This is a genomic window from Streptomyces sp. (genome assembly GCF_050698815.1).
Classification (GTDB): Bacteria; Actinomycetota; Actinomycetes; order Streptomycetales; family Streptomycetaceae; genus Streptomyces.
In genome coordinates this window covers 1-13,163 of the sequence record NZ_JBOHCV010000342.1, presented here as the reverse complement: position 1 = coordinate 13,163, position 13,163 = coordinate 1, and the positions used below count along the sequence as shown (strand labels likewise).

7 protein-coding genes are annotated in these 13,163 nt (G+C 70.7%); 5 read left to right on the top strand and 2 right to left on the bottom strand.

The annotated features are described in order from the left end of the window. Both ACRDP3_RS12595 and ACRDP3_RS12590 read left to right on the top strand, forming a co-directional pair. A partial coding sequence (locus tag ACRDP3_RS12595) for a TerD family protein (protein WP_431516992.1) occupies nt 1-1,373 on the top strand: 1,373 nt, incomplete at its 5' end. Between the two features lie 238 nt (nt 1,374-1,611). Next, nucleotides 1,612-2,574 carry a TerC family protein gene (locus ACRDP3_RS12590; RefSeq protein WP_431516991.1) on the top strand — a complete coding sequence of 321 codons (963 nt, stop codon included), beginning with the start codon at nt 1,612-1,614 and terminating at the stop codon, nt 2,572-2,574. On the opposite strand, the gene ACRDP3_RS12585 is transcribed toward ACRDP3_RS12590, so the two are convergent. Then, entirely contained in the window at nt 2,564-5,857 is a 3,294-nt protein-coding gene (locus ACRDP3_RS12585) for a phosphodiester glycosidase family protein (RefSeq protein ID WP_431516993.1), read from the bottom strand. The genes ACRDP3_RS12590 and ACRDP3_RS12585 overlap by 11 nt on opposite strands. Nucleotides 5,858-6,327: 470 nt before the next feature. Continuing rightward, nucleotides 6,328-9,267 carry an excinuclease ABC subunit UvrA gene (gene uvrA, locus ACRDP3_RS12580; RefSeq protein ID WP_431516990.1) on the bottom strand — a complete coding sequence of 980 codons (2,940 nt, stop codon included), beginning with the start codon at nt 9,265-9,267 and terminating at the stop codon, nt 6,328-6,330. A 215-nt stretch (nt 9,268-9,482) separates the two neighbouring features. On the opposite strand from uvrA, the gene ACRDP3_RS12575 reads away from it, so the two are divergent. From ACRDP3_RS12575 to uvrC, 3 genes are all read left to right on the top strand, one after another. Further along, a complete protein-coding gene (locus tag ACRDP3_RS12575; protein WP_431516989.1) occupies nt 9,483-10,214 on the top strand; it encodes a maleylpyruvate isomerase family mycothiol-dependent enzyme in 732 nt (243 codons plus the stop codon). Between the two features lie 71 nt (nt 10,215-10,285). Further along, nucleotides 10,286-10,942 carry an MBL fold metallo-hydrolase gene (locus ACRDP3_RS12570; RefSeq protein ID WP_431516988.1) on the top strand — a complete coding sequence of 219 codons (657 nt, stop codon included), beginning with the start codon at nt 10,286-10,288 and terminating at the stop codon, nt 10,940-10,942. 64 nt (nt 10,943-11,006) lie between these two features. After that, the gene (gene uvrC / locus ACRDP3_RS12565; RefSeq protein ID WP_431516987.1) at nt 11,007-13,049 is read left to right on the top strand and encodes an excinuclease ABC subunit UvrC; all 2,043 of its coding nucleotides are present in this window, start codon (nt 11,007-11,009) and stop codon (nt 13,047-13,049) included. Nucleotides 13,050-13,163: the final 114 nt, after the last annotated feature.

The following is a 13,163-nucleotide window of genomic DNA, read 5'->3' as shown; positions in this document are numbered from 1 at the left end:
CACCCGTACGGACGAGGACCGGACCCGCCGCCCCGGGCGATGCCCCGGGCGGCGGCACCGACCCCGACGGCCCGCAGAGAGCCCCGCGGGTCGCCCCACAGGCATCCGCGCAGGCATCCACACAGGCATCCGCGCAGGGCGGTCCCGGCGGCGGCCCCATCGACTACCAGCACCCCGGCCGCCCTTCAGCACCTCCTCCGGCCCCCGGTGTTCCCCACGCCCCCGGCGGCGACAGCGCCTACGTGCCCTTCGCCGGCGACGCCAACGGCTGGAGCATGGACGAGCGGTTGTACAACCAGATCTGGGACATGTTCGAGGACTTGGCCCGTACGGTCGCCGCCTACCGTTCCGCCGTCGACTTCGCCGAGTCGCGGATGGAGCAGGAACTGGACAAGGTGCTCTCCGACCCCCGCACCCGGGTGGGCACCGTCGCCGACGCGGCGCGCGACGAGGCGCGGGCCAAGCACGCCCGGCTGGTCGAGCAGGCCGGAGCCGTGCTCGACCGGGACCTCGGACAGCTCGAGGCGGAGTCCCAGGTCGTGGAGTCCGCGCTGCCGGCCGCCTACGCCCGCTTCGACAACCCGGTCTGGCATGCGTACAGGACACCCATGGAGACGCCGATGGCGGTGCGTCTGGGCGACCTCAGTCTTCCCGAGAGTGCCGGGCTGCGGATTCCGATGCTGGTGCGGCTGCCGCTGGAGCGCGGCCTGTGGATCGACAGCGGTCGCAGCGGTTCGGCCGTGTCCGCCGTCATGGACTCCGACGAGCTGCGCCGCCTCGCCGCTGAGACGGCCACCGCGGTCGCCGCCCGGCTGGCCGCCGTCCACCCGGCCGGTGACTTCACACTCAACGTGATCGATCCGGCGGGTTCCGCGCGGGCCGCCCTCGCGCCGCTGGTGGAGACCGGCGTGCTGGGGGAGCCGCCCCTCCCCGGTGCCGGGGGCGTGAGCCGGCTGCTGGAGAAGCTCACCCAGCGCGTCGACCTGGTGCAGATGGCCGTGCGCAGCGGTGCCACCGACGCGCTGCCGCCGGAAGTGGACACCGCCGGGCAACTCCTCCTCGTGCACGACTTCCCGCACGGTTTCGACGACCGTGCCGTCACCCAGCTCCGCTATCTCGCCGACGAGGGTCCCTCGGTCGGGGTCAACCTGATGATGGTCGCCGACCGTGAGGACGCCCGCGCCTACGGCCCGGTGCTCGACCCGCTGTGGCGGGCCCTGCTCCGCATCACGCCGGTGCCGGACGACCACCTGGCCGATCCCTGGGTCGGTCACCACTGGACGTATGAACCGCCCCTCGCGCCCCGCGGCAGCGAGGTGCTGCCGCAGGTGCTGCGCCAAGTCGCCGCGGCACGGCGGCTGTACGGGGGCTGATCCTCGACAGGCTGAGCTTCAGAAGTGCCCCTGACCAGGAGTTCTTTACCTTTCCTTGGCATTGCTTTACTGTTCTTTGCACGGAGGGGAGTATTCCCGTCATCCTGCGGCGTGCTCGTCAGTACGGACCGGAAGACCGGTCCCGGGGCGTCGGCCCGGAAGCAGCGCAGCCACGAGCAGCGCGCCGGGCGGAAGAGACCTCCGGCCCATGCGAGCACGCGAGCCGGAGGATACGTTCATGGATGTCTCCCTGACCGTCTGGGGGCTGACCATTGCCGGTCTGTGCGCCCTCATCGCCGTCGACTTCTTCATCGGCGGCCGCAAGCCCCACGAGGTCTCCCTCAAGGAGGCCGGCATCTGGACCACGGTCTGGATCGTCCTCGCCGCGCTCTTCGGGTTCGGCCTGCTGCTCACCGGGAACTCACAGGCCTCCGGCGAGTTCTTCGCCGGGTTCGTCACGGAGAAGTCGCTCAGCGTCGACAACCTCTTCGTCTTCGTCCTGATCATGGCGAAGTTCGCGGTGCCGACCGTCTATCAGCAGCGGGTGCTGCTGGTGGGTGTGCTGATCGCGCTCGTGCTGCGGGCGGGCTTCATCGCCGTGGGCGCCGCGATGATCTCGGCCTTCTCCTGGGTCTTCTTCCTCTTCGGCGCTTTCCTCATCTGGACGGCGTGGAAGCTGATCCAGGAGGCGCGCGGGGGCGGGGAGGAGGAGGAGTACGAGGAGAACCGGCTCCTGAAGACGATCGAGCGGCGCTTCCCCTCCACCGACCAATACCACGGCACCAAGCTGTTCGTCGTCGAGAACGGCAAGCGGCTCATGACCCCGATGCTGATCGTGATGCTCGCCATCGGCTCCACGGACGTGCTGTTCGCGCTCGACTCCATCCCGGCGATCTTCGGCCTGACCCAGGACCCGTACATCGTCTTCACCGCCAACGCCTTCGCGCTGATGGGCCTGCGTCAGCTCTACTTCCTCATCGGCGGTCTGCTGAAGAAGCTGGTGCACCTCTCGTACGGGCTGTCGGTCATCCTCGGCTTCATCGGCGTCAAGCTGGTGCTGCACGCCCTGCACGAGACCGGGGTGCACGTGCCGGAGATCAGCATCCCGGTCTCGCTGGGCGTCATCTGCGCCGTCCTCGTCGTCACCACCATCACGAGCCTGTACGCCTCGCGGAAGGCGGAGCGAGAGGTCAGCGGGTGAGTCTCACCTGCCGCTCCGCGCGCTCACCGCTGACCTCGACGGTCAGGGTGACGGTGCCGGTGCGGTGGGCCGTGAGGGTGTCCGTGCCCGGATCGTAGGAGGCCGCACAGCGGACCTTGTCCCGGTCCGGGGGGCCCGGGTCCCCCGTGACGCAGAGGTTTCCGGAGCCCGACCAGTCGGCGCTGACGGGCCAGCCGACCGGCACCTTCCGCGGCGCGTCGCCTTCTCCCTGCAGCACGGTGGCGGTGGCCTGCGCCGCCTCGCCCACCCGGAGTTCGGCGGGAGCGGCCAGGGTGAGGCCGTCGACGTGCGGCCTGGTCTGGACGGCGAGCCAGTCGCTCTCGCCGCCGCCGTGCCCGCCCGGCGCGTGCCGTCCGGCGCCCTGGTCCACGCCGAGCAGCGACCAGCCGGTGAAACCGCCCTCGCCGGGCGGCGCGGCGGGCGTCTTGCCGGAGTTGCCGTTGACCAGATAGGGAACGCCGTCGACGCGTGACGCGTCGAAGACGCCGACGTGCGACCCGATGAACGCGGCTCCCTTGCCCGTACGGGCGCGGAAGTCGCCGAGCCACTCCTCCAGGAGATCGGCCTCCCGGCGGTCCGTCAGCCGGCTCCCCCGCTGTGCGGTCGGATCCCGGGGCGGCACATGCTGGATGACGGTCACGGACCCGACGGACGGGTCATCCGCCGCCGTGTCCAACTGTCGTCTCAGCTCCAGCAGTTGCCCGTAGCCGCCGCCGCGCACCGTCAGTGACGAGGTGTCGAGGGTGACGAAGCGGGTGCCCTTGTGGTCGAAAGTGCGCTGGGCCGGGCCGAATTCGGCCGTGAAGTCGGCGATGCCGCCGCCCATCACCTCATGGTTGCCCGGTACGTAGTACCAGTCGACGGCATCACCGAGCTCCTCCTCCAGCACTTTCCGGGCGAACTTCAGGTCGGCCTTCGAACCCTCGTCGACCAAGTCGCCGTTGATGACGAGGAAGTCGGGCCCGGCGGCACGGATCTCGCGCAGGGTGCGGCGCGCCTGCCGCACGATCGGGCTGTCCGGTGCGCGGGCCACGAACTGCGCGTCCGACATCACCGCGAAGCGCCAGTCACGCCCCCCGGCCTCCGCGGCCGTCGAGATCAGCGGATCCTCCGGACGGGGCGCGGCGGGCAGGTTCACGTCGGGCGGGGTACGGGCGACCAGTTCGTCGAGCACGACCTCGCCGGTGTACTGCTGGGCGGGCCGGGTCTCCGCGAGGTAGAAGCGGTGCACCCGCAACGGGTAGCCGACGCCCTCCGGGACGGTGAAGGTGACCTGCTGCCAGCCCTCCTCGTCGAGGTGTCCGCCGCGCAACACCTGGCTGGTGCCGAGGGCGTCCTTGAGGTGCAGGGAGGGCCAGGCTCCCTTGCCGTCACTCTTGATCCACATGGTGAAGCTCTGCGGCTGGCCCGCGACGGCCAGCTCCTGGGGCGGGGTGGCGTACGCGGCCCGCGTGGCCGTGGACTTGCTGAAGTCGTAACTGAGCTTCAGACCCGTACCCTCGTGGGCCGCCGGTTCGGCCGCCAGTGACCCCTCGGCGCGTGCGGCGCTGAACTTCCAGTCCGCCGCGTCCTCGAAGTCGGCGACCTTCCGGTCGTGCAGCCCGACGGTGACGGCCAGCCGTGTGGTGCGGCCCTTGACCGTCACCGTGACGATGCCGGACGCGGACTCCTTGCCCGGGCGGGCCTTGACGGTGAAGCCACCGCGCGCCGGGTCCGGGGAGACGGCGAAGAGCGAACGGTCGTACTCCAGGCGGGCGTCGGCCGGGTCGACGGGCGCGCTCGTGCCCTGGGCGTCGAAGCCGACGACACCGAAGGTGCCCTCCGCGGCGCCGTCCGCCAGCCCGACGCGTTCCGCCGTGGGGCGTACCCGGGCCAGCTCACCGATGACGGACAGCTTCGTGGTGCCGCTGGCCGTGCCCTGGCGGGCGGTGATGTCCGTGGAGCCGGCGCGGCGGGCGTGGAAGACACCGTCGCCGTCGACCCGGCCGACGCCGGGCCGTGCCGTGTGCCAGCGCGGATCGCCCCGGGCCGGGCCGTAGGTCTCGTCGTAACCGGCTGCGGTCAGCTTCCGCGTCAGGCCCTGGAAGACCCGGTCGGGGTGACCGCCGGGCAGATTGTCGGCGGTCGGGGCCGCCGCCGGGTCGGCCGCCGTCTCCACCCAGAAGCCCGTCAGCGCGCCGCTTCCCCGCGGTGCGGTCAGCGCCAGTCCGTTGGGCACCTCGCGCTCCTCACCGTCGGAGGGGGCGTTCTCCAACTGCGGTGCGGACGCGCCCGGTTCGCGGGCGAGGAGCGTGGAGGAGCCGCCGCCGTCCAGATTGAGCGCGTTGTACGCACCCAAGTCCTTCATCATCAGGGCGAGTTCGGTGAGGGTGACACCACCTGACCTGGGCTGCCGCCCGTCCACCGTCAGCACGTGCATGGTGGAGCCGTCCTTGGAGAAGCCGACCGCGGTCCGCGGAGCGGTCGCGTTGTTCGGTCTGCCCTCCCAGTCCTGCGGCCGGCCATCGACGACGAGCAGCCCCCGCCCGCCGACCGCGGTCCGCGGCACCGCGGAGCCGTCGTCCGTACGGGCGTGGTACTCCACCGACACCGCGTCGCCCGGTTCCAGCGTGTTCAGCGTCTTGGCCCCGACGTCGCGGCCCACCAGCACCGTGGTTCCCTTCTCGATCGACCCCCCGCCGGGCGCGCCGGAGACGGTCTCGACATGGCCGTCTCTCACGGTCACCTCGGCGACATCGGCGGCGCCGTCGGTGGTCAGCGCCCGGTCGGCGCCGCCCCACTGGGAGTTGTAGGCGCCGATGCCGTTCTCGGGAACGTTGGCCGCGTTGTAGGAGGCCAGCCGCTCGTTTCCGCCCGGAAGGGTGAGGGTGCCCTCGAAGTAGAGGTCGAGGATGCGGCCCGCCGCCTCGGGACCGAAGCCGACCGATTCGCTGTTCCCGGCGGCGGGGGAGTGGGTGACCTGGCCGTCCCGCAGACCGGGACCGAGCGGTGCGCCGGTCTCGTCGATGTCGAAGAAGTCGGAGTTGAGCGCGGCGACGGTGCGCCGTCCCTTGCCGGGGTCGTGCTCCTTGGCCAGCTCGGTCACCGTCCTGCGGGTGGAGACCTCGCCGGAGGAGAGGTAGTCCGTCCGGGTGCCGCCGCTGCCGCCGCCGAGCTCGACGCTCAGCGCGTCCGCCCGCAGCCACTTGTCCGGTTCGAGCCGGTCGAAGGAGGTGAGCGTGGCCCCGGGGGCGACGGGACGGCTGGTGCGCGACAGCTGCATGCCGTCGCCGCCCTCGTCGCCCCCGGCGGGTGCTCGTAGCGACGAGGATGACGGCTCGGCGGGTGCCGATGAGGCAGGCGGCGCCAGACCGGCCAGCAGCGCGGAAACGGCCACCGCGGGAAGCAGTGACCGTACGAAGAGTTGTCGGCGTGCGCGGACTTGTCTCACAACTGCCCCCACGAACACGAGTGTTGCGTGCGCTCCTACGCACAGCGGGGCACAGCGTCCCAAGGCTAACCGGTCTACACCAGACGTCTGCCGGGAAATCGCCGAAAACACCTGAACGGATCATGTGACGCAGATGACGGTTGTGTCGGGATGAGGGTGCGGTGGTCCATGAATATGGGTGTTACCGCTGTCGACTCGGGTGTCGGGCGGGGCGCACGCGACAGTGGTGCGGCGCGGGCGGGCGACCATCGATCCCCTGCCCGCGCCGCACCACCTGACGTGCCGTGAGCGGTGACGTGCCGTCAGCGCCGCCGGGCCGCCGCCTTCTTCGCGGGGGCCTTCTTCGCCGGTGACGGGCCGGCTCCCTTACGCGTGCCCACCGTCGGCGAGGCGTCGCTCACCCGGTCGCCCAGCACATCCCGCAGGAACTTCCCCGTGTGGCTCGCCGGAAGGGCCGCGACCTGCTCCGGCGCACCCTCGGCCACCAGCAGGCCGCCGCCGCTGCCGCCCTCCGGGCCGAGGTCGACGACCCAGTCCGCCGTCTTGATGACGTCGAGGTTGTGCTCGATGACGATGACGGTGTTGCCCCGCTCGACCAGGCCCTCCAGTACCGAGATGAGCTTGCGGATGTCCTCGAAGTGCAGCCCCGTGGTGGGCTCGTCCAGCACGTACACCGTGCGTCCCGTGGACCGCTTCTGCAGCTCGCTCGCCAGCTTCACGCGCTGGGCCTCGCCACCCGAAAGGGTCGGCGCGGGCTGGCCGAGCCGGACATAGCCCAGACCCACGTCGTTCAGCGTCCGCAGGTGGCGGGCGATGCCGGGCACCGCCTCGAAGAAGTCCATCGCCTGCTCGATCGGCATGTCGAGCACCTCGGAGATGCTCTTGCCCTTGTAGTGGACCTCCAGCGTCTCCCGGTTGTAGCGCGCGCCGTGGCAGACCTCGCACGGCACGAACACGTCCGGCAGGAAGTTCATCTCGATCTTGATGGTGCCGTCGCCCGAGCAGTTCTCGCACCGGCCGCCCTTGACGTTGAAGGAGAAGCGCCCCGGCAGGTAGCCGCGCACCTTCGCCTCCGTCGTCTCCGCGAAGAGCCTGCGCACATGGTCGAATACGCCTGTGTACGTCGCCGGGTTGGAGCGCGGCGTACGGCCGATCGGCGACTGGTCGACGTGCACGACCTTGTCCACCAGGTCGTCGCCCTCCACCCGGGTGTGCCGCCCGGGCACCGACTTCGCGCCGTTCAGCTCGCGGGCGAGGTGGGTGTAGAGGATGTCGTTGACGAGGGTGGACTTGCCCGAGCCGGACACCCCGGTCACCGCCGAGAGCACGCCCAGGGGGAAGGAGACGTCGATGTCCTGGAGGTTGTTCTCCCGCGCCCCGCGCACGGTCAGCTGCCGCTGCGGATCGACGGGCCGCCGCACGTCCGGGATGGGGATGCTGCGCTTCCCCGTCAGATACTCGCCGGTCACCGAATCCGGGTTCGCCAGCAGCTCCTTCAGCGGGCCGCTGTGCACGACCTTGCCGCCGTGCTCACCGGCGCCGGGGCCGATGTCGACGACCCAGTCGGACGCCTTGATGGTGTCCTCGTCGTGCTCGACGACGATCAGCGTGTTGCCCAGGTCGCGCAGCCGGACCAGGGTCTCGATCAGCCGGTGGTTGTCGCGCTGGTGCAGCCCGATGGACGGCTCGTCCAGCACGTACAGCACACCCACCAGACCCGAGCCGATCTGCGTCGCCAGCCGGATGCGCTGGGCCTCGCCGCCCGAGAGGGTGCCGGCGGCGCGGTTGAGTGTCAGGTAGTCCAGGCCGACGTCGACCAGGAAGCGCAGCCGCTCGTTGACCTCCTTGAGGACCCGCTCCGCGATGGTCTTGTCCCGGTCGTTCAGCGTCAGCTCGCGCAGGAAGTCCGCGCAGTCGCTGATCGACATCGAGGAGATCTCCGCGATGGACTTGCCCTGCATGGTCACCGCGAGCACGATCGGCTTCAGCCGCGTCCCCTCGCAGGTCGGGCAGGGCACCTGGCGCATGTAGCCCTCGAAGCGCTCCCGGCTGCTGTCGGTCTCCGCCTCCTGGTGCCGGCGCTTGACGAACGGCACGACGCCCTCGAAGGCGGTGGTGTACGCCCGCTCCCGCCCGTACCGGTTGCGGTAGCGCACCGGGATCTGCGTCTTGTGCCCGTACAGCAGCGCCTTCTTCGCGCGCTGCGGCAGCCCGCCCCAGGGGATGTCCGTACGGAAGCCGAGCGCGTCCCCCAGTGCGCCGGTCAGCCGCCCGAAGTACTCCCGGGTGTGGCCGTGCGACCAGGGGTGCAGAGCGCCCTGCTCGAGCGACTTGTCCTCGTCCGGGACGATCAGCTCGGGATCGACCTCCATCCGGGTGCCGATGCCGGTGCACTCCGGGCAGGCGCCGAAGGGGGAGTTGAAGGAGAAGGTGCGCGGCTCCAGCTCCTCGAAGGACAGGTCGTCGGTCGGGCAGTAGAGATGCTCGGAGAACATCCGCTCGCGCTGCGGGTCGTCGGCGTCCAGGTCGACGAAGTCCAGGATGACCATGCCGCCGGACAGGCCCAGCGCGGTCTCCACCGAGTCCGTCAGCCGCCGCTTGGCGCTCTCCTTGACGGTGAGGCGGTCGACGACCACCTCGATCGTGTGCTTCTCCTGCTTCTTCAGCTTCGGCGGTTCGGACAGCTGAACCGTCTGCCCGTCGACGCGCGCCCGGCTGTAGCCCTTGGTCTGCAGCTCGTTGAAGAGATCGACGAACTCGCCCTTGCGCTCGCGCACCAGCGGCGACAGCACCTGGAAGCGGCTGCCGGGCTCCAGGCCCAGCACCTTGTCCACGATCGCCTGCGGCGACTGGCGGGCGATGGGCTGCCCGCACTCCGGGCAGTGCGGCTTGCCGACCCGGGCGAACAGCAGCCGCAGATAGTCGTAGACCTCTGTGATGGTGCCGACCGTCGAACGCGGATTGCGCGAGGTCGACTTCTGGTCGATGGAGACCGCGGGGGAGAGGCCCTCGATGAAGTCCACATCGGGCTTGTCCATCTGTCCGAGGAACTGCCGGGCGTAAGCGGACAGCGACTCGACGTAGCGGCGCTGGCCCTCGGCGAAGATGGTGTCGAAGGCGAGCGAGGACTTGCCCGAGCCCGACAGACCCGTGAAGACGATGAGGGAGTCGCGCGGGAGATCTATCGAGACATTCCGGAGATTGTGCTCGCGAGCGCCACGGACGAGAAGACGGTCGGCCACGCCGGTCGGCACCTTTCGTGTGAGAGGGAGGGGTGCCCTGCTCGACTACGCGGGGGCCCCGGGGACCAAGGGTATGGGCGGGGCCGTCCGGGTGTCCTTCGGATACCGTCGGTTCCGCCCCCCGAGCCTATAGCACGTGCATTCGATTTACGGCTCCCTTGTGCTGTCTTGCGCCGTCTTCCACTCGAAGGAGTGGCCGGGCTAGCTTGGGGATCATGAACCCATCAGCGAACCCCGCTCTTCCCTCACCCGACCCCGCCGCCGACGCCGGTCTCGTACGGGACGCCACCGACCGCTTCCTCGCCGCAGCCGCCCAGCTGGACGAAGCCGGCGTGGCCGGGCCCTCGCTGCTGCCCGGCTGGACCCGCGGACATGTGCTCGCCCACCTCGCTCGCAACGCCGACGCCCTGGTCAACGTCTTCGCCGGGCTGCCGATGTACGCGAGCGCCGAAGCCCGTGACGCCGACATCGAGCGGGACGCCCACCGCCCGCCGGCCGTCCACCTGGACGACCTGCGGGAGACCGCGGCCCGGCTCGACGGAGCCTTCGCCGCCCAGCACGAAGCCGACTGGGGCCGCACCGTCGAACTGCGTAACGGTGTGACGGACCTCGCCTATTCCCTCCCGTTCCGGCGCTGGATCGAGGTCGAGCTCCACCACGTCGACCTGGGCGTCGGCTACGGGATCGACGACCTGCCCGGCGCTTTCGTCGAGCGCGAGCTGGAGAACATGGCCCGGCGCTTCTCCGGCCACCCCGACCTCCCGGCCGCCATCGAGCTGCGTACCGAGGACGGCGGCAGGTGGCACACGGGCGCACCCGTCGACGGCGCCGCCGGGACCCTGGTGGTGGCCGGCAGCCCCACGGCTCTCGTCGGCTGGCTCACCGGCCGCAGCACCGGCGGCGGCCTCTCCGCCCGCGACCCCCTGCCCACCCTCCCGTCGCTCTAGTGCCCCTCCCGGCGCTCGCCGTTCGCCACGGTGCCGGGGCCGGACCACCCGTCAGGGCCTAGGGTGTGGCCATGGCTTACACCGGAGAGGTGCAGGTCGGGGGACCTGCCGACGTGCACGAGCTGACCGACCTGATGATCTCCAAGGTCGCGGTCGGCCCCATGAACAACAACGCCTACCTGCTGCGATGCCGGTCGACCGGCGAGCAGCTGCTGATCGACGCGGCCAACGAGCCCGAGACGCTGCTGGAACTCATCGGCACCGACGGCATCGCGTCCGTCGTCACCACCCACCAGCACGGCGACCACTGGCAGGCCCTGGCGTCGGTCGTCAAGGACACCGGCGCCCGTACCTACGCGGGCCGCTTCGACGCCGAGGGGATCCCCGTCGGCACCGACGTCCCGGTGGAGGACGGGGACACGGTGCGGGTCGGCGAGGTGGAGCTGACCGCCCGGCACCTCGTCGGCCACACCCCCGGCTCGATCGCGCTCGTCTACGACGACCCGCACGGGCATCCGCATCTCTTCACCGGCGACTGCCTCTTCCCCGGCGGCGTGGGCAACACCCATGACGACGCCGAGGCGTTCGCGAGTCTGCTGCACGACGTGGAGACCAAGCTGTTCGCTCAACTGCCTGACGAGACCTGGGTCTATCCCGGTCACGGCGGTGACACGACGCTGGGTGCCGAGCGCCCGCACCTGGCGGAATGGCGCGAGCGCGGCTGGTGAGGACCTGACGGGGCGGTAGCCGACGGCGGAGAGTGATGTCGGCGTCAAGTCGTAAGGTGGCGCCATGGCAGATCCCTCCAGCTACCGCCCTGAACCGGGCGAGATCCCCGACTCTCCGGGGGTCTACCGGTTCCGTGACGAGCACCGCCGGGTGATCTACGTAGGGAAGGCCAAGAGCCTCCGCCAGCGGCTCGCGAACTACTTCCAGGACCTGGCCGGTCTGCACGTGCGCACCCGCACGATGGTCACCACGGCCGCCTCCGTGGAGTGGACCGTGGTCTCCACCGAGGTCGAGGCGCTCCAGCTGGAGTACTCCTGGATCAAGGAATTCGACCCGCGGTTCAACGTCAAGTACCGCGACGACAAGAGCTATCCCTCCCTCGCGGTGACGCTCAACGAGGAGTATCCGCGGGTGCAGGTGATGCGCGGCCCGAAGAAGAAGGGCGTGCGTTACTTCGGTCCCTACGCGCACGCGTGGGCCATCCGCGAGACCGTCGACCTGATGCTGCGGGCCTTCCCCGTACGCACCTGCTCCGCCGGGGTCTTCAAGCGCTCCGCCCAGATCGGCCGTCCCTGCCTGCTGGGCTACATCGGCAAGTGCTGCGCGCCCTGCGTGGGCCGGGTCACCGCCGCGGAGCACCGCGAACTGGCCGAGGAGTTCTGCGACTTCGTCGCCGGCCACACCGGTTCCTACCTGCGCCGCTTGGAGCGGGAGATGGCGCAGGCGGCCGAGGAGACGGAGTACGAGAAGGCGGCCCGGCTGCGCGATGACATCGACGCGCTGAAGCGGGCGATGGAGAAGAGCGCCGTCGTACTCACCGACGCCACCGACGCCGACCTGATCGCCGTCGCCGAGGACGAGCTGGAGGCCGCGGTCCAGATCTTCCACGTACGCGGCGGCCGGGTGCGCGGCCAGCGCGGCTGGGTCACCGACAAGGTGGAGGAGATCGCCACCCCGCAGCTCGTCGAGCACGCCCTCCAGCAGCTCTACGGCGAGGAGAGCGGCGACGCGGTGCCCAAGGAGGTGCTGGTCCCCGCGCTGCCGCCCGCCGAGGAACCCGTCGCACAGTGGCTCGGCGAGCGCCGTGGCGCCGCCGTCAGCCTGCGCGTACCGCAGCGCGGCGACAAGCGGGCCCTGATGGAGACGGTGCGGCGCAACGCACAGCAGGCCCTGGTGCTGCACAAGACCAAGCGCGCCTCCGACCTGACCACCCGGTCGCGGGCCCTGGAGGAGATCGCAGAGGCACTCGGCCTGGACTCGGCGCCGCTGCGCGTCGAGTGCTTCGACATCTCCCACTTCCAGGGCGACGACGTGGTGGCGTCCATGGTCGTCTTCGAGGACGGCCTCGCCCGCAAGAGCGAGTACCGCCGCTTCCAGATCAAGTCCGTCGTGGGGCAGGACGACGTGCGCTCCATGCACGAGGTCATCAGCCGCCGCTTCCGCCGCTACCTCCAGGAGAAGCGCCGCACCGGCGAGTGGGGAGGCCAGGCACCGGAGACCGCCGACGGTGAGGGCCCGGCTCCGGCCGAGGAACCGGAGACCGGCCCCTCGGGGGAGACCGGCCCGGCACAGGAGACCGGCGGTGCCCGGGACGAGGACGGCAGGCCGAGGAAGTTCGCCTACCCGCCCCAGCTGCTGGTCGTCGACGGCGGTCAGCCGCAGGTCGCCGCCGCCCGCAGCGCCCTGGACGAGCTGGGCATCGACGATGTCGCGGTCTGCGGCCTCGCCAAGCGCCTGGAGGAGGTCTGGCTGCCCGGCGAGGAGCACCCGGTCGTGCTGCCCCGTACGAGTGAGGGGCTCTACCTCCTTCAGCGGGTCCGCGACGAGGCGCACCGTTTCGCGATCACCTACCAGCGCAGCAAGCGCTCGAAGTCGATGAAGGCGAGCCCGCTGGATGACGTGCCGGGCCTCGGAGCGGCCCGTAAGCAGGCGCTGATCAAGCACTTCGGCTCGGTCAAGAGGCTGCGCGCGGCCACCGTGGAGGAGATCTGCGAGGTGCCCGGAGTGGGCCGCAAGACCGCCGAGACCCTTGCCGCCGCCCTGGCCGCGAAGTCACCGGCGCCGGCGGTGAACACCGCGACCGGTGAGATCGTTGAAGATGCATGAGACGCGACGACGGGGGACGGATGACATGAGCGGCGAGCCGGGAGACGGAGCACAGATGAGTACGGGCACCGTGACGGAGGCCGACGAGGCCGCGATCCCCGAGCTGGTGATCAT